This window comes from Candidatus Binatia bacterium, assembly GCA_036563615.1.
Taxonomy (GTDB): domain Bacteria; phylum Desulfobacterota; class Binatia; order UBA12015; family UBA12015; genus DATCMB01.
In genome coordinates this window covers 238530-263863 of the sequence record DATCMB010000014.1, presented here as the reverse complement: position 1 = coordinate 263863, position 25334 = coordinate 238530, and the positions used below count along the sequence as shown (strand labels likewise).

Sequence of the window (25334 nt, the reverse complement as noted above, 5' to 3'; positions counted from 1 at the left end):
GCGGCGCGACGCGCCGGGCTGGTTTTTCTGGATTGACGCCGAGCTGGCCGCCGCTCAGCCGGCGGCGTCGAGCAGCTGCTTCGCGCGCTCGACCTGCGCCGCGCGGTAGCGCTGGCGCTCTTCTGCCCGCGCGCGCGTCGCGGCGACGATCTCTGGATCTGCGGTGCGCGGCGTTCCCGCATCGAGCGGCGGCTGCGGGTCGTACTGGATCATGAGCTGGATCGCTTCCGCGGCCTCGCGTCCCGCGACCTGCGCCGCGACCTGCAGCGCGAAGTCGATGCCCGCGGTGATGCCGCCGCCGGTGACGACGTTGCCGTCCGTGACGACGCGCGCCTCGACCGGCTCGGCGCCGAACGCGCGCAGGAAGTCCATCGACATCCAGTGCGTCGTCGCCCGCCGACCGCGCAGCAGCCCCGCCGCGCCGAGCACGAGCGCGCCCGTGCACACCGAGGTCACCCAGCGCGCCCCCTCGGCCGTGCGCCGCAGGAAGTCGAGCACGGTCGTGTCGGTGAGGAGGTCGTTCACCCCCGGACCGCCGGGCACGCAGATCAGGTCGAGCGGCGGGCAGTCGTCGAAGCGCGCGGTCGGCAGCATCGCGAGCCCGTGCTCGGTGCGCACCGGGTCGAGCGTCTTCCAGACGAGGAAGGTCTGCGCGCCCGGCAGGCGCGCGAAGACCTCGTACGGTCCGGTCAGGTCGAGCTGCGTGAGGCCGGGGAAGAGAAGGAAGCCGATGCGCATGTGTGCCTCAGTCGATCCAGAGCGGTGCGAGCTCGAGCGCGCGCGCGGCGAACGGCTCGGCGTGCACGATGGCGTCGCCGTCGTGCACGTCGGCGACGACCCAGCGGCCGCCCTCGAGCGCGAGCACCTCGAGCGTCCGCGCCATCGGGTCGAGCAGCCAGACGTGGCTCACGCCCGCGCGCGCGTAGATGCGCAGCTTGCGGCTGCGGTCGATGCGCGCGGTCGACGGCGAGAGCGTCTCGCAGAGCCAGTCCGGCGCAACGTCGAACCACGGCGTGTCGGGGAAGCGCGGCATGCGCTCGCGCCGCCAGCCGGCGAGGTCGGGCACGACGACGTCGTCGCCGAGGTGCAGCTCGGGCTCGAAGACGATCCACCAGCCACCGGGACGCGCGGGGTCGCCCGGCGGGCCGTGGAACGAGCTGATGAGATGACCTCCGAGCACGCTCGACGCGAGCGCGTGGCGGCTCGCGGGACGCGGGCTCAGGAAGAGCTCGCCGTCGAGGATCTCGGCGATCTGGTGCTCGGGGGCTGCGAGCACGTCGTCGTAGGTCGCCTTGCGCTTCGGCTCGCCCACGGCGCCGAGGCTAGCATCCATGCCGGCGTCCTACGATCGCCGGTGGCGCAGGCGCCCATGGCACGGCCGTCAGATTCGCCCCGGCGCTTTGCGCCGTGGCTGGCGCTGATAGGCTCGAGCGTGTCTCTCGACTGGGTTCAGTGGCCGGCGATGGCGGTGACGGTGCTCGCCGCCTGGCTCGTGGCTTCCAAGCGCGAGTTCAAGCGCAACTGGGGCTTCTGGTGCTTCCTCGCGAGCAACGTGCTGTGGGTCGTGTGGGGCGTCTACGCGCGGGCGTGGGCGCTGATCGTCCTGCAGGTCTGCCTCGCGGCGCTCAACATCCGCGGCACGATCAAGAACCGGCCGGACGCGGAGGTCGACGAGGTGGCGTCAAGCACAGCGGCGTCGGGGACGTGAGCGTCGGGCCGGCGCCGGACGCGTGGCCGCGACGGGCGCTGGTCGTCGCGCGCGTCAGTCGAGCCAGAGGCGCGCGAGCGACAGCTCGAGCGCGGGGAAGGGCTCGGCGCGTACGCTCGCGTCGCCCGCATGCACGTCGGTGACCACCCAGCGGCCGCTCTCGAGCGTCAGCACCTCGAGCGTGTGCGCGAGCGGGTCGAGCAGCCAGACGCACGCGACGCTGGCGCGGGCGTAGATGCGCAGCTTGCGACTGCGGTCGATCGTCGCGGTCGACGGCGACAGCGTCTCGCACAGCCAATCCGGCGCGACCTCGATCCAGGGCGCGTTGGGGATGCGCGGCAGGTGGTCGCGCCGCCAGCCGGCGATGTCCGGCACGAGGACGTCGTCGCCGAAGTGGAGCTCGGGCTCGCCGAGGAACCACCAGCCACCCGGTCGAGCTGGATCGCCGGGCTCGCCGTCGTAGGAGCCGAGAAGCGCGCCGACGAGACCGGTCGTCGCGCGTGCGTGCGGCGTCGCAGGACGCGGGCTCAGGAAGAGCTCGCCGTCGAGGATCTCGGCGACCTTGTGCTCGGGCGCCGCGAGGACGTCGTCGTACGTCGCCTTGCGCTTCGGCTCGCCCACGGCGGGAACGCTACCACCCATGCCCGGGCCGTACGAGGGGGTGCGCCCGGGCGCCATGGCAGCGCAGACAAGATTTCGCATCCCGCGTCGCGGCCTGCACCGCAGCACGCCGCCGCCGACGCGGACGCGCGGCGCGGACGCGGCTCAACTCACGCCGGCACCCACACCGCGTGGAACCCGTACGGCACGCGCCGCGGCAGCCGCACCTCCGCGACCGGACCGCGCTCCACGCGCTGCGCGTCGAGGATCACGAGGTCGCTCGTGTCCGACGCGCGGTCGTAGACGAACGTCAAGAGCCAGCCCTCGCCCTCGCCGGGGCCACCCGGGACGAAGAACGCCTCCGCCGCGTGCCGGTTCGGACCGGGATCCCAGACGCGCAGGTCGCCCGTCCGGTAGTCGATCATCGCGGTGCCGGAGAAGTTGAGCGTCAGCGGATGGTCCTCGCTGACCACGAACCACCCGTAGCGGTGCGGACGACCGGTGAAGCGCCGGTCGTGCGTCGGCAGCTCGAGCGAGAGCTCGGTCACGCGCTCGTCGCGGAAGGTGAGCTGCTCGCCCGCCGTGCCGATGCGCCAGCGGTGCACGTGCAGCGGCGCCTCGCCGAAGCGCTCGCCGGCGAACATGTAGTCGTGCCGGCAGACGTCGAGCACAATCTCGTCGCCGTCCCGGTAGGCGTTGACCTCGTGGTAGACGTAGCACTCCGGGATCTCGACCCAGCGGATCTCGCTGCCCTCGCCGCCGAGCGGCATGACGCCGATCCGCGCGCCGTACTCGGGGTACCAGGAGAACGGGTTGTCCGCGCCGTTCACCGCGTCCTGCAGGCCGAACAGCACCGGCAGCTCCCAGAAGATCGCGTCGCGCTCGGTGATCGCGAACGAGTGGATCATCGTCGACGCCGCGACCGGGATCTCGGTGGAGTGGATGATGCGCCCCGAGGGATCCGCGACGTGGTACGTCAAGTATGGCGGGATGAACCAGTAGCCGAAGAAGTGCAGGTTGCCGGTCGCGGGATCGATCTTGGGGTGCGCGGTGAACGACGTGTTGAGCCTGCCGTCGAACTCCTGCACGCCGATCGTCGACAGATCCGACGGGTCGATCTCGTACGGCGCGCCGACCTCGCCCGAGACCAGCAGCTTCCCGCCGTGCCAGACGCAGCTCACGTTCGCCTGGTGGTTGCCGCCGGTCGGCAGCGTGACGCCGTCGCCGAAGTCGCGACCCTCGAGGAAGAACGGCGTGCGGATCCAGCGGTTGCGGTACCAGGCGGCGCGCCCGCGCTCGAGGCGCACGCCGTGGATCATGCCGTCGCCGAAGAACCAGTGCGGCGACTCGCCGCTCTGCGGGTTCGATCCGTTGCGCACGTAGAGACCGTTCAGCTCGGGCGGAATCTTGCCCCGCACCGGCAGGTCGAAGGCGTCGAGCTCGTCGAACACCGGCGCGAAGTTGTTCTGCAGCCAGAACGGCCGGTTCGGATCGACGATCAGCGGCGCCGCAGTCTGCGTGCGGTCGCCGCAGGCGGCGATCAGCGACGAGGGCAGGGCGAAGCCCGCCGCGAACAGCGCCGAGCGCTGCAGGAAGGCGCGGCGGGAGAGCGGGGCAGGGGTCGGTCGCGTGCGCATGGGCGGCGATTCTCAGCGCGTCGAGATGCCGCCGTCAACCGGAATGACGGTACCGGTGACGTACGCGCCGGCGCGCGACGCGAGGTAGATCGCGATGCCCGCCATGTCCTCGGGCTCGCCGATGCGGCCGAGCGGGCACGACGCGACGATCGCGTCGCGGAAGCGCTCGAGCGTCGCCTTCATCATCTTGCTCTCGAACGGTCCCGGCGCGACCGCGTTCACCGTGATCTTCTTCTCCGCGAGCTTCATCGCGAGCACGCGCGACATGTGGTGCACCGCGGCCTTGCTCGCCGAGTACGCGTAGGTCTCGAGCAGCGGCACCTGGATGCCGTCGATCGAGCCGATGTTGATCACGCGCGCGGGATCCTCCGCGGTCGCGGCCTTCTCGAGCAGAGGCAGGCAGGCGACCGTCAGGTGGAACACGCCCTTCACGTTGAGCGCCAGCACCTTGTCCCACGCCGAGTCCGGATACTCGGCGAGCGGCGCGCCCCAGTTCGCGCCCGCGTTGTTCACCAGGATGTGCAGCGCGCTCTCGCGCTCGGCGAGCCGCTTCGCGAGGTCCTTGCAGCCGGCCTCGGTGCTGAGATCCGCCTGCAGCGCGTAGCACTCGCCGTGCGCCGACAGCTCCTGCGCGACCTTCTCGCACTCGTCACCCTTGCGCGACGCGACGTACACCTTGGCGCCGTTCTCGACGTAGCCGCGCGCGATCATCAGACCGATGCCGCGCGACCCGCCGGTGACGAGCGCGACCTTCCCTTTGATCGAGAACAGATCCTTCACGACGTTCCTCTCCCTCCGAGCTGAAAACCGAGAAAAAAAGAGCGCGCTCGTGCGCGCGGATCAGAGACGCTCGACGAGCAGCGACACCGCGCCGCCGCCGCCGAGGCAGAGCGTCGCGAGACCGCGACGCGCACGCCGCGCGCGCAGCGCGTAGAGCAGCGTGGTGAGCACGCGCGCGCCGCTCGCGCCGATCGGATGGCCGAGCGCGACCGCGCCGCCGTGCACGTTGAAGCGATCCTCCGGCACGCGAAGCTCCTTTGCGACCGCGCACGACGCGGTGGCGAAGGCCTCGTTGTGCTCGAAGAGGTCGACGTCCTCGATGCGCAGCTGCGCCTTCTCGAGCAGCCGGCGCACCGAGCCGATCGGCGCCTCCATCACCCACTCGGGACGCGTCGCGGAGCTGTCGTAGGCGACGATGCGCGCGAGCGGCGTGATGCCGCGACGCTCGGCCTCGCGCGCCGACATCACGACGAGCGCGCTCGCGCCGTCCGAGATCTGCGAGGCGTTGCCCGCGGTGACGATGCCGTCCTTGCGGAACGCCGGACGCAGCTTCGCGAGGCTCTCGGGCGACGCGTCGCGCCGGATGCCCTCGTCCTGCGTGACGCGCGTCGTCGCGCCGCGTCCGCTCTCCACCTCGACCGGCACGATCTCGTCGTCGAACAGCCCGCCGTCGGCCGCCGCCGCGGCCTTGCGGTGCGAGGCGAGCGCGAGCGCGTCGGCGTCCTCGCGCGTCACGCGGAAGCGCTCGGCGACGATCTCGCCGGTCTCGCCCATGTGGTAGCCCTCGTAGGCGTCGAGCAGGCCGTCGTGCAGCAGCGCGTCGAGCGCCTGCTGGTCGCCGAGCCGCCAGCCCGTGCGCGCGCCGCGCAGCAGGAACGGCGCGTTCGACATCGACTCCTGGCCGCCCGCGACGACCACCTTGGCGTCGCCGGCGCGGATCGCCTGCGCGGCGAGCATCACCGCCTTCAGGCCCGAGCCGCAGACCTTGTTGATGGTCAGCGCGGGGACGGGCTCGGGGATGCCGGCGCCGAGCGCCGCTTGCCGCGCCGGCGCCTGGCCGACGCCGGCGGTGAGCACGTTGCCGAGGATCACCTCGTCGACCTCGGCGGGTGCGACCCCGGCGCGACGCAGCGCTTCCTTCACCACCACCGCGCCGAGGCGCGGCGCGGGCAGCGAGGAGAGCGCGCCCTGAAAGCGGCCGATCGGAGTGCGGCACGCGGCGACGATGACGGCTTCTTCGAGCATCGGCCTCCCTTAGCACACGGCGCCGCCGGGAAGGCACGCCGGTCTGATACGTTGAAGGCGCGATGGAAGCGCTGCGACGTCAGCGACGCCGCGTGCGCGAGCTGCGCACCGTGCTCGGCAACGCGCGGCGCACGTTCGTGCTGCTCGCGTCGGCGGACCTGCGCCTCGCCGCGGGGCTGGTCGCGCTCACCGTGCTCGACGGCGTGCTGCCGGTGACGATCGCCTGGGTCGGGCAGCGCATCATCGACTCCGTCATCCAGGCGGCCTCCGACGGCACGGCGGCGGCGCGCACGAAGGCGCTGCAGTGGGTCGCGATCGAGTTCGTGCTGATGGCGGCGCGCGCCGGCGTGACGCAGGTCAACGCGCTCTGCCAGACGCTGCTGCGCTCGGAGCTCGGCCTGCTGATCAACACGCGGATCCTCGAGAAGGCGATCAACGTCAGCTACCGCCACTTCGAGGATCCGCACTTCGCGAACCAGCTCGCGCAGGCGCGGCGCGAGGCGAGCTCGCGGCCGCTCGACGTCGTGCGTCAAGTGCTGCTGCTCGGCCGCAGCGCGATCGTGCTCGCCGGCTACGCGGCGCTGCTCGCGGGCTTCAGCTGGATCGCGGTGCTGGCGGTGATCGTCACCGCGGTGCCGCCGTTCCTCGCCGAGGCGCGCTTCGGGCGCGAGGCGTTCCTGCTGACCCGCAGCCGGACCTTCGCCAACCGTCAAGCACACTACCTCGAAGCGCTGCTGTCGCACGAGGCGAGCGCCAAGGAGGTGAAGCTGTTCTCGCTGAGCGCGCTCCTGCTCGGGCGCTACCGCGAGCTCTACGAGCGCTTCCTCCGCGAGGACGCGGCGCTCGCGCGACGACGCATGCGCGCCGCGCTGTCGCTCGGGCTCGTGAGCACGCTCGCGCTCTACGCCTGCTACGCGTGGGTCGTCGTGCGCGCGATCGCAGGGCTGCTCACGGTCGGTCAGATGACGCTCTACATCGTCGCCTTCCGCGAAGGGCAGGGCGCGCTGCACGCCGGTCTGCTCGCGATCGCACGGCTCTACGAGGACAACCTCTTCATGACCAACCTGTTCGAGTACCTCGACGTCCCCGAGGACGAGCCGCACGAGCCGATCCCCGAGGAGCCGGCGGCGACCACGTCGGGCGTCGAGGCGCTCGAGCAGGGCGCGGCGGCGGGCGCTCCCGAGGGCAACGGCGCGACGCGCCGCCCGCCGCGCATCGAGCTGCGGGACGTCTCGTTCCGCTACCCCGACGCGAGCCGCGACTCGCTGTCGCACGTGACGCTCACCATCGAGCCCGGCGAGACGCTCGCGCTCGTCGGCCCGAACGGCGCCGGCAAGACGACGCTCGTCAAGCTCCTGACCGGGCTCTACCGGCCGACCTCCGGCCGCATCCTGATGGACGGCCAGGACGTCACGGAGCTCGGCACGGCCGAGCTGCGCTCGCGGGTCGGCGTCATCTTCCAGGACTTCGTGCGCTTCCACTTCACGGTCGCCGACAACATCGGCGTCGGCTGGCTGCCGGCGATGGACGATCAGGACGAGATCGCGCGCGCCGCCGCTGCAGCAGGAGTCGACGGCGTCATCGCCAATCTTCCCGGCGGCTACGAGCAGAGCCTCGGGCGCTGGTTCGGCGGCGAGGAGCTGTCGGTCGGGCAGTGGCAGCGCCTCGCGCTGTCGCGCGCGTTCATGCGCCGCTCGCCGGTGCTGATCCTCGACGAGCCGACGGCCGCGCTCGACGCCGAGTCCGAGGCCGAGCTCTTCGGCCGCTTCCAGGCGCTCGCCGCCGGACGGACGGTCCTGCTGATCACGCACCGCTTCTCGACCGCGCGCGGCGCCGACCGCATCGCGGTCTTCGAGGAGGGGCGCTTGACGGAGCTCGGCACGCACGCCGAGCTGCTCGCCCGCGACGGACGCTACGCGCGGATGTTCCGTCTGCAGGCCTCCGGCTACCTCGAGGCCTGAGATTTGTGTTGACCTCGGACGCGAAATCGGCCTATACGGGCGCCTCGCGAAGCGCATAGCGTCCGCCGTGGCAGCGGCGGCATCAGGAACCGGAGGTATCCATGTCGACCCGGCGCGTCCTGCCCCCCATCCTCGTTGCCCTCACGGCTGCGCTCTCGATCGCGGTCGCGCCGATCGGCCCACGCGACGCCGACGCCGCGCAAGGCACGCTGGTCAGCGCGTGCAAGGGCACGATTGGCTGTCCCAACAAGGTGATCCTGCGCGGCGCGGTCGACGTGCTGCAGTTCCACGCGGACATCACCCCACAGAGCCCGATCAATCCACCGGCCGAGCATTTCACCTTGACGCTGAGCAACGCGAACGGCGTCATCTTCAGCGAGACGCTGGGCGCGAACCAGTTCAAGAAGAGCGGCAACCGCTTCCAGTTCCGCGATCCGCACGCGCGCAAGTCGTTCGGCTTCAGCCGCGTCACGATCCGCAAGCGGCCCGGCGCGAACACCTACCGGATCGACCTGATCGCGCACGGCGACATGGCGGCGGCGACCCTGCCGCTGATGGCCGTCGAGATCGCGATCGGTGACGACACCTTCTTCACGCAGAACGTGTGGCAGCAAAAGGCGTTCGGCTGGCAGCTGCACCTGCCGGCGGTGCCGGCGACGCCCACGCCCACGCCGATCGTGACGCCGAGCCCGACGCCGTCGCCGAGCCCGATGCCGCCGACGCCGACCCCGAGCCCGTCGCCGACTCCGGCGCCGCCGACGCCGACCCCGAGCCCGTCGCCCACCCCGGCGCCGCCGACGCCGAGCCCGTCGCCGAGCCCGACGCCGACGCAGAACCCGTACGGCTCGGCGTTCAACGCCTTCGTCGCGGCGCCCGCGAGCCTGCTGGATTGACCGTGAGCGGTGCGTCTCCGGGCTTCGTCCCGGGGACGCACCGCCGCCTCTCGGATCCGCGCGCGCGCCGCGGAGGCGACGCGCGCTTCACGCGCGCCGCGCGCGACCTTCCAATCTCCTCGACGTGCGCGGGCTTCGCGTCAGATCCGCGTCGGCAGCTCGACGCGGAAGGTCGAGCCGCGCCCGACCTCGCTCTCGACGCTCACGTTGCCGCGCAAGAGCTCGGCGAAGCGCGCGACGATGAACAGCCCGAGCCCGACGCCGCCCTGCGCCTGCGCCGTCGAGGCGTGGCCCTGGCGGAAGGGCTGGAAGATCATCGGCAGCGTGTCGCGCGGAATGCCGATGCCGGTGTCGATCACCTCGATCAGCACGCGATCGCCCGCGGTCTGCGCGCGCACCGTCACCGAGCCGCGCTCGGTGAACTTGAGCGCGTTCACCACCAGGTTCTTCAGGATCAGCTTCAGCTTCGACGGATCGGTGCGCATCGGGATGCCGTTGCGCTCGATCTCGATGCGCACCGGCACGCCGCTCTTCTCCTGCAGCTCGCGCGTCTCGGCGTCGATCGTCGTCACGATGTCGCGCAGCGACGTCTCGTGCAGGTCGAGCGGCACCTGACCGCGCTCGAGCCGGCTCGCTTCGAGCGTCGAGTTCACGAGGTCGAGCAGCTCGCGCGCGCGGCGGTCCATGCGCTGCAGCGTGCCGCGCTGCTCCTCGTTGAGCTCGCCGAACGTGCCGGTCAGCAGCAGGTCGCCGTAGCCGAGGATGATGTTGAGCGGCGTGCGCAGCTCGTGCGACACCGTCGCGACGAACTCGGAGCGCACGCGGTTCGCGCGCTCGAGCTCGTCGACCAGGTTCGCGTGGCTCAGCGCGAGCGACGCGATCTGCGCGAGGCCGCGTCCGATGCGGCGCTCGGTCGGGCTGAAGACGCCGCCGCCGCGCCGGTAGGCGACCTGCACGCCGGTGACCTCGCTGCCCGTGCGTAGCGCCATGCACAGCGCCGCCGTGACGCCGTAGCGCTGCTGCTCCTCGCTCGACAGCAGCGCCTGCGGGATCGACGTCACCTCCATGACGTCCTCGCGCTCGAGCTTGCTGAGCAGCCAGCGCATCGCCTCGTACGGCAGCTTGAGCAGACGCGCGATGTCCTTCTCCTCGGGCGTGTTGCCGTAGGCCGCGATCGGCACGTAGGCGTTCTCCTCGGGACGCTTGAGCAGCGTCGCCGAGACGTCGCAGCCGAGGACGTCGGCGCAGGTCTCGCACAGGCGATCGAGGAACTGCGGGTGGTTGATGTTCGAGATCAGGTCGCGCCCGACCCGCGCGAGCGCGCGCGCGACCTCGGCTTCCTCGCGCTGCGTGCGGAAGAGCTCGAGCGCCTCGATCGCGAGCGCGACCTGGCTCGCGATGCCGGTGACGAGCTCCGCCTGGTCCTCGTCGAACGGCCGGCCGCGGCCGAAGTTGAACGCGACCAGTAGACCGAAGTGACGGCTCCAGACGTTGAACGGCGCGATGATCTGCGAGGCGATCGCGATGTCGTGCATCTCGGGCGGCAGCCAGGGCCGCGAGTCGAAGTCGCGCAGCACGACGGTCTCGCCGCGCGCGCTGCGCTGCGCGAACGGCAGCGTCGGTTTCGGGTGCTCGAGGCGCGCGATCAGCGGCGCCACGTGCTCGGGGAAGCCGTAGTGCGACACCACGCGCAGCACGTCGCGCTGCGGATCGTCGTAGAACACGGCGACCGCGTCGCACGGGACGGTTTCCGCCGTGCGCTGCTCGACGCGCGACAGCATCTGGTGCAGGTCGACCGTGCCGACGATGTCGCCCGCGACGGCGAGCAGCGTCTGCGCGCGCTGCTCGGCGCGCCTGCGCTCGGTGACGTCGCGCGAGTGGGAGACGACGCCCGCGATCAGCGGGTCGTGCAGCAGGTTGCTGCCGACCGACTCGAGGATGCGCCACGAGCCGTTCGCGTGCCGCAGGCGCAGCTCGATCGGCGGCACCGGATGGCTCGTGCGCGCGATCTCGTCGAGCGCGGCCTCGGCCTTGGCGACGTCGTCGGGGTGGATCAGCGTGCGCATGTCGACGCCGACCAGCTCCTCGGGAGCGTAGCCGAGCACCTCCTTGTGCGACGGGCTCACGTAGCGCAGCGTCCCGTCGACGCCGAGGATCGACACCATGTCGCGCGCGTTCTCGGTGATCAGGCGGTAGTAGCGCTCGCTGACGCGGAGCTGCTCTTCGGCCTCGCGCTGCTGCGTGACGTCGCGGAAGCTCCACACCCGGCCGCGGATCTTGCCGCCGAGCCGGTAGGGCTTCGAGTAGCGCTCGAAAATGCGGCCGTCGCGCAGGCGGATGACGTCGTAGCTCTCGGCCTCGAGGTTCTCGTAGAGGTGCGTGACCTTGCCGACGAACTCGTCCTGGTCGTCGACCATCCGCATCGCGTGCGACACGGCGCGCTTCTCCTCGCGCGACGCGAGCACGTCGTCCGGGAGCTGCCACATCTCGGCGAAGCGTTTGTTGTAGGTGACGATCGTCCCCTCGGCGTCGACGACCAGGATGCCGTCGAAGGTCGAGTCGAGGACGCTGCGCAGAAGGTCCGCGCTCGGGTCGAGCGCGGCGGGCGCCGGTACGGTCGCGTGCCTCTCGCCTGCGGGCGCGCGCTCGCCTTCGCTCCTGGGCCCCATCTTCTCGGTCATCGCGCTGCTCACCAGACGCCTGTGCGCGAGGCGCGGGTGGCGGAGCCCCGTCGTTCGCGTCGGGCGAGTCCTTCACACGGTCGCACCGAAAGCATCATCGGCGAAATGGACGCGCCACTCGACGACGTTGAAGCAACGCCCTGTCGGGCGCCATAAGCGCATACATGCTGGGGCTCGATTTCGGCACCACGAACAGCGCGGTCGGCGCCGTGTCAAGCGACGGAGCCTCGCGGCTGGCCACCTTCGGCCGCGACGGGCGACGGACCGCGACGTTTCGCTCAGTCCTGCACTTCAGCGCGCTCGACCGCAAGCCAAATCAGCGTCCCGTGCCGACCGCGGGCCCCGAGGCCATCGCGTCCTACCTCGACGAGGGCGCCGGCGGACGCTTCCTGCAGTCGCTCAAGTCCCACCTCGCGAGCCGCCACCTGAGCGAAACCTATGTTTTCGGTTGGAAATTCACGCTCGAGGAGCTGGTCGCGATCCTGCTCCGCGAGCTGCGCGACGCGGCGCGCGAGCAGCTCGGCGACCCGGGCGAGCGCGTCCTGCTCGGCCGCCCGGTGCACTTCGCCGCGGGCCCCGAGGGCCACGTCGACCCGGAGGGCGACGAGCGGGCGCTCACGCGTTTGACCGAGGCCGCGCGCCAGGCGGGCTTCACCGAGGTCGAGTTCGAGTACGAGCCGGTCGCCGCGGCCTACGAGTACGAGCGCGGGCTCGACCGCGACGAGCTCGTCCTGATCGGCGACTTCGGCGGCGGCACGAGCGATTTTTGTCTGATCCGCCTGGGTCCCACCGCCCGCCGCGCCGCGGACCGCCGCGACACCATCCTCGGCGTCGACGGCGTCCCGGTCGCGGGCGGCGCCTTCGACGGCCGCATCGTGCGCGCGCTGGTCGCGCCGCGGCTCGGCCTGGGCTCGCTGCGCCGCTCCGAGCACGGCAAGACGCTGCCCGTCCCGGGCTGGCTCTACCGCCGCCTCGAGCGCTGGGAGGACGTGTCGTTCCTCGCCACCCCGGCGACGCTCGACACCCTGCGCCAGCTCCGCTTCCAGGCGCTCGAGCCGAAGAAGATCGACAGCCTGATCAAGCTCGTCGCGGACGATCTCGGGTATCTCCTCTACGAGGCGGTCGAGCGCACCAAGCTCGAGCTCTCCGCGCGCGAGCAGGCGCGCTTCGAGTTCCGCGAGCTGCCGCGGCTCATCGTGCAGGACGTCGCGCGCGCGGACTTCGAGTCCTGGGTCGCGGATCAAGTGGAGCTGCTCGCATCTTGCGTCGACCGGCTGCTCGAGCGTTGCGGCGTCGCGCCGGGCGAGGTCGACCGCGTGTTCTTGACGGGCGGCTCGTCGCTCGTGCCGTGCGTGCGTCGGATCTTCGTCGAGCGCTTCGGCGCCGAGCGCCTGCGCGGCGGCGAGGAGCTGACCACCGTCGCCCGCGGCCTCGCGCTGATCGCCGCGGCGCGCGGCTAGCGTCCGGTCCCGGACGCGCCCGGGCCGCAGCCTGCGGACGATTCCCGGTTGCCGTCGGCGCGGCGGTTGGGATAGGCGCTTCCGCCGGAGGGAAGGCCATGTCGCACGCTCGCCTCGCCGCCGCGCTGGTCGCGGCCTTCGCACTCAACGGCGCCGCCCCCGAGCCGCTCGCCCAGGCCGCGCCGCGCTGCGCGCGCACGGTGCGCGACGCGCCCGCGTCCGTCGCCGCGGCGGACGTCCTGCCGGCGTGCCGGCCGATGCGGTTGCGCTTCGAGCGCTCGAGCGTCCCGAGCCCGACGATCGAGGATCCGGGCGACGCCGGACGCGGCACGCCGACCATCGCCGGCACGGCGTTCGACCTCGAAGCGCAGGGCTACGAGCAGGCGGAGTACTTCCTCTCCGGCGAGGCGAGCGCGTACACCGCGCTCGCGCCGCTGCGCTCGGACGGCCGCTGGCGCGTCGCGCGCTCGGGAATCACGGCGCCCTACAAGACGCGCATCGTCGTCCACCGGCCGATCGACCCGGCGCGCTTTTCCGGCACGGTCGTGGTCGAGTGGCTGAACGTCAGCGGCGGGCTCGACGCGGCGCCGGACTGGATCGCGCTGCACACCGAGATCATGCGCACCGGCGACGCGTGGGTCGGGGTGTCGGCGCAGTTCGTCGGCGTCGAGGGATCCGCGTCGCCGCTGACGCCGCTCGTCGGCGGGCTCAAGACGTCCGATCCCGAGCGCTACGGCTCGCTGTCGCACCCGGGCGACAGCTTTTCCTACGACATCTTCTCGCAGGCGGGGCAGGCGCTGCGCGCGCCGACCGGCATCGATCCTCTCGCGGGTCTGCGGATCCGCAAGCTGATCGCCGCCGGCGAGTCGCAGTCCGCGTTCCGCATGGTGACCTACGTCAACGCGGTCGATCCGCTGGCGCGGGTCTACGACGGCTTCCTCGTGCACAGCCGCGGCGGCGGCAGCGCGCCGCTCGCACAGGACCCGCTCGAGCCGATCCCGACGCCCGAGGTGGTGCGCATCCGCACCGACGTGCGCGTTCCGGTGATGACGTTCCAAACCGAGACCGACCTCGTCACGCTCGGCTTCCTGCCCGACCGCCAGCCCGACTCGCGCAACATCCGCCTCTGGGAAGCGGCCGGGACCGCGCACGCCGACACCTACACGCTCGGCGACGGCTGGACCGACGTCGGCGACGATCCGTCGGTCGCCGCGGTGCGGGTCACCGACGCGCCGATCCCCGGGATCATCCAGTGCGACTCGCCGGTGAACTCGGGGCCGCAGCACTGGGTGCTGAAGGCCGCGTACGCGGCGCTCGAGCGCTGGATCGGCGGCGGCCCGCCGCCGGCGCGCGCGCCGCGCCTCGAGATGAAGGACGGCGCGTTCGTGCTCGACGAGCACGGCAACGTCCGCGGCGGCATCCGCACCTCGTACGTCGACGCGCCGGTCGCGACGCTCTCGGGCCTCGGGCAGTCGGGCGGCGGCTTCTGCCGCATCTTCGGCACCACGACGCCGTTCGGCGACGAGAAGCTCGCCGCGCTCTACCCGAGCAACGCGGACTTCGTCGCCGCAGTCCGGCGCTCGAACGAGCGCGCCGTGCGTGCGGGCTTCCTGCTGCGCGCCGACGCGGACCTGATCGAGGCCTGGGCGCGCGAGTCCGGAATCGGCGATTGACGCCGCGTCGGGCCGGCGCAGCTTCGCGATGTCGCGGCGTCGCTGCGAGTCGGCGCAGCGTCGTCAGCGCGCGCGGCGCAGCGCGCGCTCGATGCTCGCGTGCGCGCTCTCGACGCTCGCCTCGCCGGCGGCGATCGCCTCGGCGGCGCGGTCGAACTCGAGCATGCGGATCTGCATGACCTCCGGCGAGAGGACGACGTCGGGCGGGTCGCCGGCGAGGCGGTCGCGCGTGATGCGGTCCTGCATGATGTAGATCGAGCCCGCGACGACGTCGAAGAGGCCCGGCGCGCGCGGACGGTCGCGGCTCGAGGTGAGGAGCCCCGCGGCGGCGCGCACGCGCTCCTGCAGGGAGCGCGGCAGGCGCGAGATCGCCTCCTCGAGCATGGTCGGCTCGGCGAGCTCGGGCAGCGCGGCCTGCATGTTGCGGCTCGAGAGGTCGCCGCCCAGGTTGACGGCGATCACCACGTCGGCGCCGAGCGCCCGGCAGACCGACACCGGCACCGGGTTGACGAGGCCGCCGTCGACCAGCCAGCGGCCGTCGACGCGAGCAGGCACGAAGATTCCCGGCAGCGAGATCGAGGCGCGCACGGCCTCGAGCAGCGAGCCCTCGCGCAGCCAGACCTCGCGGCCGGTCTCGAAGTCGGTCGCGACCGCGGCGTAGGCGATCTCGAGGTCCTCGATCGCCTTGTCGCTGTCGGCGCTGCGCAGCCGCTCGAACAGGCGGGCGCCGGCGATGAAGCCGCCGCGTCCGGGGTAGAAGTCGAGCAGGCGCAGGATGTCGAGCCGCGTGATCGAGCGTGCCCAGCGCTCGAGGCGCGCGAGCTGGCCGGTCACGTACGCGGCGCCGACGAGCGCGCCCATCGAGGTGCCGCAGACGACGTCGGGCGCGACGCCGGCGTTCTGCAGCGCGTTGAGCACGCCGATGTGCGCCCAGCCGCGCGCCGATCCGGCGCCGAGCGCGACGCCGAGCCGCGGTCGCCGGCGGTGTCGCGTGGTCGTCTTCGCATGAGCATGCGTCTCACCGCGCGTCACGCCGCGGAGCTACCATCGCGCGCGCGCCGATGCGACGTCGCGCCGACGCGAGCTGCATCGTCTGCGCGCGCTGCGGCGCCCGCACGCGCCGATGGCGTCCCGCTCCTGCAGCGGGTAGAACCGGCGCGTGGCGCCGAGCCTTGCCTCCGTCGCCGTCGGTCTGGTCGTGCTCGCGGTCGTCTTCGGCGTGCTCGAGCGCGTCGCGCCCGCCGTGCCCGGACAGCCACGCTGGCGGCGCGGGCTCGGCGTCGACGTCGCGTGGTGGTTCGTCACGCCGCTCGCGACCAAGTGGTTGACGCGCATCGCGATCGTGCTCGTGCTGGTCGCGACCGCGCTGCTCGCCGGCGTGCCGATCGACGAGCCGCACTTGCGCGAGTACCTCGCGCCGAGCCCGACGATCGCGCAGCTGCCGTGGCTCGTGCAGCTCCTGCTGTTCCTGCTGCTCGCGGACCTGCTCGCGTACGTCATGCACCGCGCGCTGCACGGACGTCGGCTGTGGCCGATCCACGCCGTGCACCACTCGTCGACCGAGGTCGACTGGCTGTCGTCGGTGCGCGTGCACCCGCTGAACGACGTGCTGGTGCGCGTCGCGCAGGCGGTGCCGATCGTGCTGATCGGCTTCGACCCGCTGGTGATCGCGGCCTACGTGCCGCTGCTCGCGTTCTACACCGTCCTCGTGCACGCCAACGTCCCGTGGGACTTCGGGCCGCTGCGCTACGTCCTCGCGAGCCCGCACTTCCACCGCTGGCACCACGCCGCGGAGGAAGACGGCATGAACCGCAACTTCGCGGGCCTGTTCCCGTTCATCGACCTCGTCTTCGGCACGCTGCACCTGCCGCGGCACCGGCCGCAGCGCTTCGGCATCCCGGACGGCGACGTGCCGGAGCGGCTGTGGGGGCAGGTCGCGTACCCGTTCCGCCGCAAGCGGCGCTGAAGCGAGCCCGCGGCGCTCGGCGCAGCACGCGACGCTTCAGCGACCGCGCGCTGGCGCGTGCGTCGGCCGATGCGTCAGGAGGCGCGCCTCAGAACGTCGCGTGGATCGTCTCGCCGTTCGAGATCTGGCACTCGCCGACGCCGCCGCCCGTCATGCCGTCCTCGGGATTGGCGAGCGTGAAGCGACAGCGCATGGTGTGGCGCTGATCGCCGAACAGCGTCGCGATCACCTTGCCGTCGTAGTTGCGCACGAAGCTCGAGTAGTCGCCGCCGCCCCAGTCGCCCCAGAACGGCTTCCACGGACCCCAGCCGCCCCAGCCGGGTCCGAACGCGTCGGCGGTCGTCTCGGAGGTGATCTGCATGTAGCGGCCGGTGAAGTACTCGCCGGAGGGTAGCGTCGTGCTGATCGTGCCGCCCGAGCCGAAGCGCCGGGTCGTGTAGGTCATCTCGATCGGCTTCGGCTGCATGCCGGGCGCCTCGAGCCGTCCCGCGATCGCGCCGCTGTAGCTGCAACCGCCGAGGCACAGCGCGAGCGCCAGCCAGCGCGCGAAAGCTCCCCTTCCTGCCATCGTGACGTCCCCTTGCGCTGCGTGGTGGGCGCTCCCGCGTTCCGGAGCGCGACGAGGTTGCTACGTCGAATCGGATTGCTTGGCAAATTCGCCCGCCGCGCTCGGCCTGGCGCGAGCGGCGTGCTATCCGTGCGGCGCCGGTCTGCCGATGGAGGGGAGGCAGCCGCGGGCGGCGTCCGGAGCAGAGCGAGCGTGGAACATCGGAGCGGCGACGGCGCCGGGCGGACCGAGGAGGTGTCGCTCGTGCGCAGCGTGCTCGCGTCGCTCGTCGTGCCGTGCGCGATCGGCGTCGCGACCGGCGCGTGCGTCGCGGGCGCGTCCCACCTGGTCGAGGACCTGGCGCTCGCCGAGCTCGCGAAGCTGCCCGACGCGTGGCCTGCGCTGCCGTCGCTGTTCGGTCTGCTGCTGACCTTGCTCGCGGTGCGCTGGGTGACGCGCGTCGCGCGTCCGGCGACCGCCGAGGTCTACATCCTCGCCTACCACGACCCGCACGGACGGATCCCGCTGCGCCAGCTGCCAGGGCGCGTGCTCGCCGCCGCGGCGACGGTCGCGAGCGGCGGCTCGCAGGGTCTCGAGTCGCCGTCGGCGCTGCTCGGCGCGTCGTTCGGCCAGATCGCGGGCGGACGGCTGCGCTCGGTGGTCGGCGCGTACCACGCGCGCTCGTGGATGATCGCCGGCGCGAGCGCGGGCATCGCGGCGGTGTTCTCCTCGCCCGGCGTCGGCATGATGTACGGCATCGAGGTGCCGTTTCGGCGCGACGTCGATGCGCCGCGCCTCGTGCCGGCCGCGGTCGCGGCGGCGGCGTCGTACGCGACGCGCGCGGCGCTGGTCGGTCCGAGCACGCTGGTCACGCTGAGGATGGAGCCGACGCTGGACGTGCTGCTGCTCGTCGGCTGTCTTCTGACGGCGGTCGGCTGCGGGATCGGCGCGCGGCTCTTCGCGCTCGCGACCGAGGAGCTGCGCCGGCTCGCTTCACGCATGAGCGCCGTCGTGCGCGCGGCGGTGGGCGGCGTGCTGCTCGCGACGCTCGCGTTCACCGCACACGAGCTCTCGGGCGCGTGGCTGACCTTCGGTCCGGGCTACGTCGCGGCGCGCTGGCTCGAGGGCGGCGAGCACGCGATCGGGCTGCTCGCGCTCACCATGCTCGTTCGCACGGCGGGGACGCTGACCTGCGTCTGGGGCGGCGGCGGAGGCGGCGTCTTCACCTCGCTCGCGGTGACCGGCGTGTTCGTCGGCGAGATCGTCGCGCAGGCGCTCGGCCGCAGCGAGAGCAACTTCCTGCCGCTGCTCGGCTCCGCGATCTTCCTCGGCGCCGGCTACCGCATCCCGCTCGCGGGCATGTTGCTCGTCGCCGAGTCGAGCGGCAGCCTGGTCCTGACGATGATCGGTGTGGTCGGCGTCGCGATCGGCCAGGTGCTGATGGGACCGCGCTCCGTGTCCGACGCGCAGCGCGAGCGTCGCACGCCGGAGGAGCTGTTCGACGAAGCAGCGCAGCGTGGTACGGGGGCTGCGAGCGCGCGCTCCGACGCCGTCGGGGCAGGAAGGGGATCGCGATGACGAGGCACCGGGTCGTTTCGTTGTTCGACGTCGACAACACGCTGCTCGACAACGACCGCGTCGTGCACGACATGATGCGCTTTCTCGATCGCGAGGTCGGCCACGAGCGCCAGCAGCGCTACTGGGCGATCTTCGAGGAGCTGCGCAAGGAGCTCGGCTACGCCGACTACCTGGGCGCGCTGCAGCGCTACCGCGTCGAGAACCCGCGCGACTCGCACCTGCTCGCGGTGTCGTCGTTTCTCGTCAACTATCCGTTCGCGAACCGGCTGTTCCCGAACTCGCTCGACGTGCTCGAGCACTTCCAGCAGTGGGGACCGACGGTGATCCTGTCCGACGGCGACGTCGTCTTCCAGCCGCGCAAGATCGAGCGCTCGGGGCTGCAGGAGGCGACCGACAGCAACATCCTGATCTACGTGCACAAGGAGCTCGAGCTCGACGACGTCGAGGCGCGCTATCCCGCCGACCACTACGTGCTGGTCGACGACAAGCTCCGCATCCTGACCGCCGTCAAGAAAGTCTGGGGCGAGCGCGTGACGACGATCTTCCCGCGGCAAGGACACTACGCGCACGACGCCAACGAGATCGCGAAGTATCCACCCGCCGACATCACGGTGGAGCGCATCGGCGATCTGGTCGGCGTCGAGCTCGACGCGCTGCTCGCGGCGGCGCGCGCGAAGAGATGAGGCTCGCGCGCGCGGCCCTGCTGCTGGTCGTCGCGGCGGCGACCGGGTGCGCGCTGTGGGCGTCGGACGACGCGCCACGACCGGCGGCGCTGATCGTCGCGCCCGGCGAACGCTTCACGATCTCGCTCGAGGCGAACCACTCGACCGGCTTCTCGTGGCAGCTCGCAAAGCCGCTCGCCGAGAACGTCGTGACGCTGGTCGAGACGACCTACGAGACGCCGCCGGGCGCGCCGCCCGGCGCTCCCGGCAAGGAGCTCTGGACGTTCGAGGCGGTCGCGCCCGGCTGGACGTCGATCGACTTCGCCTACCGGCGTCCGTGGGAGGAGAACCTCGCGCCGGCGCGGCTCGCGTCGTACTCGGTCGACGTGCGCGCGGGCGACGCGCCGTAGCGCGCGCTCGGTCCCGTCGCCGCTCGCGCGACACGCCGCAGTGCGTGCTCAGGTCCCGTCGCCGCTCGCGCGGAAGCGGCGACGGCGTGCGGCGGCGCTCTCGCGCGGACGTCGTGCGTCGCTCGGTGGGGCGGGCTTCTCGGGCGCGGGCGTCTCGGCGCTCGGCGGCTGGGCAGCGCTCTCCGGATCGGCAGTGCCCTCCGGCTTGCGTGCCTCGTCGGCCGGCTGCGCGTCGTCGCGCTGTGTGCCGTCGTCCGACGACGCCGGCGACGCGCTCGCGTCGAGCAGCCGCATCACCTTCTCGTACGACATGTGCACGAAGCGTCCCTCGGCTTCCGCGGTGACCCGGTCGCCGGCGAGGACGCGGCCGAGCGAGCGCACGTCGCGTCCCTCGACGCTCTCGACCCAGCCCTCGAAGCGCAGCGGCACGCCGAGCGGCGTCGGCGCGAGGTAGCGCACCTCGAGCTTGCGCGTCGGCCCGGCGACGCCGCGCATCAGGTTGGCGACGTTGAGCACCTGGTCGAAGGTCGCGGCGATGACGCCGCCGTGCACGCAGCCCGGCGGACCTTCGTACGGCGTCGTGAAGGTCACGGTGCCGATCGCGCGCGGCTCTTCCCAGACGATGCGCAGCGGCGGCGCGAGCGGGCTCAGGCGTCCGGCAATCGGATCGTAGGGGAACGAGTCCGCGACGCTCTCGGGCTCGGAGCTCGTGCTGCCGGGGTAGCGCGGCGGCCGCGGCTCGGGGACGAAGCGCTCGAGCTCGTGCACGATCGCGGCGACGGCTTCGGTCGCGCGCGCGAGCGCGCCGGGCGGCGCGTCCACGCTCACCGTCGCGTCGATCAGCCGGCGCACCTTGCTCGCGAGCGCCATGAGCTCGCCGCGCACGGCGTCGATCCGCTTCCCCCAGTCGTCGCCGCTCCTCTCGCTCATGCTGCTGGCTACCACGGAGCGGCGCCGCGCTGCACGACTCGCGACCTGCGCGCGAGCTCTACGTGGCGAGCTTCCCGCCCGCGGCGAGCGCGCGTCGCGGCGGCGCGCTCGAGGTCTCGCCGGACGGCTCCGCGTCGGCTGCGGGCGACCGGCGGCGGCCGCCGAGCGTGCGGCGCAGCTCCGACCACGGCACGGCGAGCAGGTAGGTCGCGGGCACCGGCCAGAAGCTCAGGTTCATCAGGACGTGGTTGCCGAGGTGGAACAGCACGCCGAGGCCGAGAAACGGCAGCCGCAGCCGGCGCACCACGATCGCGAGCGGGAAGCCGAGCTCGAAGAGCAGGGCGCCCCACGACAGCACGCGGCAGAGCGTCAGCGACGACGCGACCCACTCTCCGGCCGGGAGGCCGCGGTGCAGGAGGTAGTACTGCAGCGTCGCGCCGTCGGCCCAGGCGAAGCCGCTCGTCACGACCTTCGAGAGGCCGGCGTCGAAGTAGTAGAACGCGAGCTCGACGAACAGCAGCTCGAACGGCCAGCGTGCGAAGCGCGAGCTGCGTGCGGCGACGTCGTGGCGGGGCTCGGCGCCGCGCCACCGGCGGCGCACCAGCGCGTCGACCGACCAGACGCGCCCGCACGGCGACAGCGCGAGAAACAGCATCGCGTGCAGCAGCGGAATCGTCGAGTGCGCCACCTTGCCGAAGCAGTTGAGCAGCGCCTCCTGCAGGAGCTGCAGCAGGAAGGCGCCGAGCAGCGCCAGGTTGGTGAAGATTCCGAGGCCGCCGGCGACGAGCAGCGCCCGGGTCGCGACGTGCAGGGCGTGCATCTGCTCCGCGCTCGGCTGGTCGAGCCCGAGCAGCCGGACGAGCGCGACGGGATCCCACGTGAAGGCGGGCGCGTTCGCGACCGAGGCGAAGCGCGAGCGGCCGTTGAGCCATAGGACGATGAGGGCCAGGAGGACGCGCGCGATCGCGAGGTCCGAGAGCGGCGCGAGCGGGAACCAGACGCGCCGCCACGCCTGCACGAGGCGTCGCGGGACGGACGTCGCGCGAGCGCTGATCGGCGCCTCGCTCAACGCCGCCCCTTCGCGAGGGCGCACTTGGTGCGGACGACCGAGCCGTGCTCGGGCGCTTGCGGCCGCGCCACGGTCGTCAAGACCACCACGGCGGCGTCGACGCGGCGCTCCGGCGGACGGGACGCGTTGAAGCTGCGCACGAGCTCGCCGCAGGCGGCGGCCATGTCGAGCGAGTGGAGCAGGCGACGCTTGAGCTGGTCAGGATTGAGCCCGAACTGGAACGGCCGCATCTCGAACCAGGCGCCGCGGCGCAGCCCGTAGAGCGTCAAGCGGCGCGGCAGATCCCACTCGGGGTGCGCGGCGCGGAACATCGGCACGTGGGTGAGGGGGAACTCCTCGAGCTCGCCCCAGCCCTCGGCCACCTTCAAGACGAAGAACGCGACGAAGAGCAGCGACAGCAGCCATTCGCGCGCGCTCACCGGGGCACCTCAAACGGCGATCGCTTGCCAGTCGCCGCGGCGGAAGCGCCACGCCTTGAGCGTCGCGCGCGCGACGTAGTCGCCGATCAGCGCGGCCCACAGCCACGTCAAGCTCAGGTGCAGCACGTTGACCACCATCCAGGCGAAGCCGAGGCGACACCCGTAGAACGCGATCAGCACCGTGAGCAAGGGAAAACGTGTATCGCCCGCGCCGCGCAGCGCGCCGCCGAGCGTGAAGTCCATCGCCATGAGCGGCTGCGAGACGCCGAGCATGTAGATGAACGACACCGTGCCGGCGACGACCTCGGGCTGGTCGACGAACAGCCGCGCGATCGGCTCCGCGAACAGGAAGATCACGACGCCGATCGCCGACATCAGCGCGACCGACATCCAGGTCGCATGCCACCCCGCGGTCTCCGCGCGTCGCGGCTCGCCGGCGCCAAGGTTCTGGCCGACGAGCGCCGCCGCCGCGGCGGCGAAGCCGAAGCCCGGCAGGAACGACAGCGCGAGGATGCGCACGCCGATGAAGTACGCGGCGATCGCGTCCGTGCCGTAGCGCGCCGCGAACAGCAGGTAGAGGAAGAAGCCGATCTGCATCAGCAGCTGCTCGGCCGCCGCGGGATAGCCGATGTGCAGCACGCGGCGGATCGTGGCGACGTGCAGCGCGAGGTCGGCCCAGTCGAGACGCAGGCGCAGCCGTCCGACGGCGAGCAGCACGAGCGACAGCGCCATGCCGACCGTGAACGAGATCGCCGACGCGAGACCCGAGCCGCGCACGCCGAGCGCCGGCAAGCCGAGCTTGCCGAAGATCAGCACGTAGTTGAGCGCGACGTTGAGCACGTTGACCACGACACCGATCGCGAGCGGCGTGCGGGTGTCGCCGGTGCCGCGCAGCGCGGAGGCGACGACGAAGAACACCGAGTACGCCGGCACCGACAGCATGACGAGGTGCACGAACGCGGCGCCGAGCTCGACGACGTGGTCCTCGACGCCGAAGGCGCGCACGAGCGGCGCGGCGAACGCGATCACCGGCACGATCGCTGCGACCGCGAGCGCCGCGGCGACCAAGATCGATTGCCCGAGGATGCGCTCGGCCTCCCCCCGCTGCCCGGCGCCGATGCTGCGCGCGACCAGCGCGAGCGTCCCGGTGCCGACCGCGGTCATGGTGACCGTCACCGCGCCGAGGATCTGCGCCCCGACGCCGACCGCGGCGACCGAGGTCGCGCCGAGCCGCGACACGAACAGCATGTCGACCAGCCCGACCAGCGACTCGGAGAGCATGGTGACGATCACCGGCCAGGCGAGCGACCAGATGACGCGGCGGGACTGCGCGAGAGGCGCGCTGCGTGGAGCGGACGCCTCGGAACCCAGGATCAGGCTTGCTGGCTCTCCCTCCATCGCGCGCTCGTCCTGGCAAAGCGGACGCGACGAGCGTACGCAACTCGGCCCGGAGGGCCCGATCCTCGGCATCCGTGCGGCGGCGGCGTGAACGGACGGTGAAGCTTTGCCTTGGCCGCCGCGTCCGCGGCGAGGACTGCGCTCGCGCGCTTGCACCGGGGGCCGGGAACGTCGAAGATCCGGCCGGCCAATCCAGGCAGGAGGGATCCATGAGCAGTAAGAAGGACGATCTCGAGGCCAAGTCGGAGCTGTCCCGCCGCGAGTTCCTCGCGGGGCTCGCCGCTGCGACCGGCGCGTTGATGGTCGGCAGCTGCAGCGACAGCTCCGACAGCGACTCCACCGACGTCGAGCATCTGCCGCTTCCCGACCCCGAGACGTCGGGCATCGAGCACATCGTCGTCGTGATGATGGAGAACCGCTCGTACGACCACTTCCTGGGCTGGCTCCCCGGCGGCGACGGCCTCCAGTCCGGGCTCGAGTACGTCGACCGGCGCGGCGTGGCGCACGCGCCCTATCCGCTCGCGCCCGAGTGGCAGGGCTGCCAGTACGGCGATCCCGACCACAGCTACAACGGCGGTCGGATCCAGTTCGCCGACGGCGCCTGCGACGGCTGGCTCCGGGCGTCGACCGACGACCTCTTCCCGATCGGCTACTACCGCCAGGAGGATCTCTCGTTCTTCGGCCAGGCGGTGCCGTCGTGGACGACGTGCGACCGATACTTCTGCTCGCTGATGGGCCCGACGTTCCCGAACCGGATCTACCAGCACGCGGGAGCGACCGACCGTCTGCGCAACACGCTCGATCCGAGCGACCTGCCCGCGATCTGGGACCGGATCGCCGAGAAGGGGCTGAGCGGCCGCTACTACTACAACGACCTGCCGGTGACCGCGCTGTTCGGCGCGCGCTTCATCGACATCAGCAAGCCGTACTCGGAGTTCCTCGCCGACGCGGCGGCGGGGCGGTTGCCCAACCTGGCGTTCGTCGATCCGCGCTTCGTCAACGAGGAGCTCGGCACCTCGAACGACGACCACCCGTTCGCCGACATCCGCAACGGGCAGATCTTCCTCAACGAGATCTACGAAGCCATCGTGTCGAGCCCGAACTGGCCGAACACCGTGCTGGTGATCAACTACGACGAGTGGGGCGGCTTCTACGACCACGTGCCGCCGCCGCTCATGCCGCAGACTGCGCTCGACCGCGAGATCGGCAACGATGGTCGTCTCGGCTTCCGCGTGCCGCTGCTCGTGGTGTCGCCGCTCGCGCGCCGCGGCTTCATCGGCCACGAGGTCTACGACCACACCTCGATCCTGCGCATGGTCGAGTGGCGCTGGGGACTCGATCCGCTCGCCGAGCGCGACGCGACGGCGTACAACCTTGCGCACGTGCTCGACTTCCAGAAGGGCAAGGACCTGCGCGCGCCGCGCTTCGACGTGCCGCAGGGCCCGTTCGGCCACGAGTGCATCCACGGCGAGGCGTCGCGCGCGGCGCGGGCCGACGTGGTCGAGCTCGGGCAGCGCGCGCGGCGCTACGGGTTCGACGTTCCGTGGTGATGCGCTGCTGATCGTCGGGCGCGCGGCGAGCGGGATGCGCTCGTCGCTGCGATCGTCGCTGTGAGATGTGATTGACGCGCGCTGCGTCGCTCGCCCGCGAGGTCGTGCGGGTGGCGGCGCGGCGTGTCGTTGCTTGACGCCGCAGCCGCGGCACGCCGCTCCCGCGT

23 protein-coding genes are annotated in these 25334 nt (G+C 72.1%); 10 read left to right on the top strand and 13 right to left on the bottom strand.

What is annotated here, in order from left to right; translation table 11 throughout:
* Nucleotides 1–54: 54 nt before the first annotated feature.
* Together VIS07_11655 and VIS07_11650 are read right to left on the bottom strand one after the other, a co-directional pair.
* Complete coding sequence (locus tag VIS07_11655; protein HEY8516159.1) at nucleotides 55–738, bottom strand: DJ-1/PfpI family protein; 684 nt, start codon at nucleotides 736–738, stop codon at nucleotides 55–57.
* 7 nt (nucleotides 739–745) lie between these two features.
* Nucleotides 746–1333, bottom strand: a complete 588-nt coding sequence (locus VIS07_11650) for a Uma2 family endonuclease (GenBank protein HEY8516158.1) — start codon at nucleotides 1331–1333, stop codon at nucleotides 746–748.
* A 129-nt stretch (nucleotides 1334–1462) separates the two neighbouring features.
* On the opposite strand from VIS07_11650, the gene VIS07_11645 reads away from it, so the two are divergent.
* On the top strand, nucleotides 1463–1708 hold the full coding sequence (locus VIS07_11645) for a hypothetical protein (protein HEY8516157.1): 246 nt from the start codon (nucleotides 1463–1465) through the stop codon (nucleotides 1706–1708).
* A gap of 54 nt (nucleotides 1709–1762) precedes the next feature.
* On the opposite strand, the gene VIS07_11640 is transcribed toward VIS07_11645, so the two are convergent.
* The 4 genes from VIS07_11640 to VIS07_11625 form a co-directional block, all read right to left on the bottom strand.
* A complete protein-coding gene (locus VIS07_11640; protein HEY8516156.1) occupies nucleotides 1763–2329 on the bottom strand; it encodes a Uma2 family endonuclease in 567 nt (188 codons plus the stop codon).
* Nucleotides 2330–2478: 149 nt separating this feature from the next.
* Entirely contained in the window at nucleotides 2479–3945 is a 1467-nt protein-coding gene (locus tag VIS07_11635) for a carotenoid oxygenase family protein (GenBank protein ID HEY8516155.1), read from the bottom strand.
* 12 nt (nucleotides 3946–3957) lie between these two features.
* Nucleotides 3958–4725 carry an SDR family NAD(P)-dependent oxidoreductase gene (locus tag VIS07_11630; GenBank protein ID HEY8516154.1) on the bottom strand — a complete coding sequence of 256 codons (768 nt, stop codon included), beginning with the start codon at nucleotides 4723–4725 and terminating at the stop codon, nucleotides 3958–3960.
* A 60-nt stretch (nucleotides 4726–4785) separates the two neighbouring features.
* A complete protein-coding gene (locus tag VIS07_11625) occupies nucleotides 4786–5970 on the bottom strand; it encodes an acetyl-CoA C-acetyltransferase (protein ID HEY8516153.1) in 1185 nt (394 codons plus the stop codon).
* A gap of 62 nt (nucleotides 5971–6032) precedes the next feature.
* Between VIS07_11625 and VIS07_11620 the strand changes: the two genes are divergently transcribed.
* Nucleotides 6033–7931, top strand: a complete 1899-nt coding sequence (locus tag VIS07_11620; protein HEY8516152.1) for an ABC transporter ATP-binding protein — start codon at nucleotides 6033–6035, stop codon at nucleotides 7929–7931.
* Nucleotides 7932–8032: 101 nt separating this feature from the next.
* Nucleotides 8033–8824 (top strand): hypothetical protein, encoded by a 792-nt coding sequence (locus VIS07_11615; protein ID HEY8516151.1) that lies wholly within the window; start codon nucleotides 8033–8035, stop codon nucleotides 8822–8824.
* Between the two features lie 140 nt (nucleotides 8825–8964).
* Here VIS07_11615 and VIS07_11610 read toward each other — a convergent pair whose 3' ends face one another.
* Nucleotides 8965–11505: a PAS domain S-box protein gene (locus VIS07_11610; GenBank protein HEY8516150.1), complete on the bottom strand. Its 2541-nt coding sequence runs from the start codon at nucleotides 11503–11505 to the stop codon at nucleotides 8965–8967.
* Between the two features lie 326 nt (nucleotides 11506–11831).
* Here VIS07_11610 and VIS07_11605 point away from each other — a divergent pair, with 326 nt between their 5' ends.
* Both VIS07_11605 and VIS07_11600 read left to right on the top strand, forming a co-directional pair.
* Entirely contained in the window at nucleotides 11832–12965 is a 1134-nt protein-coding gene (locus VIS07_11605; GenBank protein ID HEY8516149.1) for an Hsp70 family protein, read from the top strand.
* Nucleotides 12966–13063: 98 nt separating this feature from the next.
* Nucleotides 13064–14638, top strand: a complete 1575-nt coding sequence (locus VIS07_11600) for an alpha/beta hydrolase domain-containing protein (protein ID HEY8516148.1) — start codon at nucleotides 13064–13066, stop codon at nucleotides 14636–14638.
* 63 nt (nucleotides 14639–14701) lie between these two features.
* Here VIS07_11600 and rssA read toward each other — a convergent pair whose 3' ends face one another.
* Nucleotides 14702–15670, bottom strand: coding sequence for a patatin-like phospholipase RssA (rssA, locus tag VIS07_11595; GenBank protein ID HEY8516147.1), 969 nt, complete (start codon nucleotides 15668–15670; stop codon nucleotides 14702–14704).
* A gap of 127 nt (nucleotides 15671–15797) precedes the next feature.
* Between rssA and VIS07_11590 the strand changes: the two genes are divergently transcribed.
* Nucleotides 15798–16604, top strand: coding sequence for a sterol desaturase family protein (locus tag VIS07_11590; protein HEY8516146.1), 807 nt, complete (start codon nucleotides 15798–15800; stop codon nucleotides 16602–16604).
* 88 nt (nucleotides 16605–16692) lie between these two features.
* Here the strand turns inward: VIS07_11590 and VIS07_11585 are convergent, their stop codons facing one another.
* Nucleotides 16693–17172 (bottom strand): hypothetical protein, encoded by a 480-nt coding sequence (locus VIS07_11585; protein ID HEY8516145.1) that lies wholly within the window; start codon nucleotides 17170–17172, stop codon nucleotides 16693–16695.
* 192 nt (nucleotides 17173–17364) lie between these two features.
* On the opposite strand from VIS07_11585, the gene VIS07_11580 reads away from it, so the two are divergent.
* From VIS07_11580 to VIS07_11570, 3 genes are read left to right on the top strand one after another with little or no spacing between them, the layout of a single operon-like run.
* Nucleotides 17365–18729 carry a chloride channel protein gene (locus VIS07_11580; protein HEY8516144.1) on the top strand — a complete coding sequence of 455 codons (1365 nt, stop codon included), beginning with the start codon at nucleotides 17365–17367 and terminating at the stop codon, nucleotides 18727–18729.
* Complete coding sequence (locus VIS07_11575; protein HEY8516143.1) at nucleotides 18726–19412, top strand: HAD family hydrolase; 687 nt, start codon at nucleotides 18726–18728, stop codon at nucleotides 19410–19412. Before VIS07_11580 ends, VIS07_11575 begins: the two co-directional genes overlap by 4 nt.
* Nucleotides 19409–19801, top strand: a complete 393-nt coding sequence (locus VIS07_11570) for a protease inhibitor I42 family protein (protein HEY8516142.1) — start codon at nucleotides 19409–19411, stop codon at nucleotides 19799–19801. Before VIS07_11575 ends, VIS07_11570 begins: the two co-directional genes overlap by 4 nt.
* Before the next feature lie 48 nt (nucleotides 19802–19849).
* Here the strand turns inward: VIS07_11570 and VIS07_11565 are convergent, their stop codons facing one another.
* The 4 genes from VIS07_11565 to VIS07_11550 are packed head-to-tail and all read right to left on the bottom strand — an operon-like array spanning nucleotide 19850 to nucleotide 23617.
* Nucleotides 19850–20731 carry a hotdog domain-containing protein gene (locus tag VIS07_11565; protein HEY8516141.1) on the bottom strand — a complete coding sequence of 294 codons (882 nt, stop codon included), beginning with the start codon at nucleotides 20729–20731 and terminating at the stop codon, nucleotides 19850–19852.
* Nucleotides 20732–20789: 58 nt separating this feature from the next.
* Complete coding sequence (locus VIS07_11560) at nucleotides 20790–21800, bottom strand: HTTM domain-containing protein (protein HEY8516140.1); 1011 nt, start codon at nucleotides 21798–21800, stop codon at nucleotides 20790–20792.
* Nucleotides 21797–22219, bottom strand: a complete 423-nt coding sequence (locus VIS07_11555; GenBank protein HEY8516139.1) for a hypothetical protein — start codon at nucleotides 22217–22219, stop codon at nucleotides 21797–21799. The genes VIS07_11560 and VIS07_11555 overlap by 4 nt, the downstream gene beginning before the upstream one ends.
* Nucleotides 22220–22228: 9 nt before the next feature.
* Nucleotides 22229–23617: an MATE family efflux transporter gene (locus tag VIS07_11550; protein HEY8516138.1), complete on the bottom strand. Its 1389-nt coding sequence runs from the start codon at nucleotides 23615–23617 to the stop codon at nucleotides 22229–22231.
* Between the two features lie 209 nt (nucleotides 23618–23826).
* Between VIS07_11550 and VIS07_11545 the strand changes: the two genes are divergently transcribed.
* The gene (locus VIS07_11545) at nucleotides 23827–25167 is read left to right on the top strand and encodes an alkaline phosphatase family protein (GenBank protein HEY8516137.1); all 1341 of its coding nucleotides are present in this window, start codon (nucleotides 23827–23829) and stop codon (nucleotides 25165–25167) included.
* The last annotated feature ends 167 nt before the right edge of the window (nucleotides 25168–25334 follow it).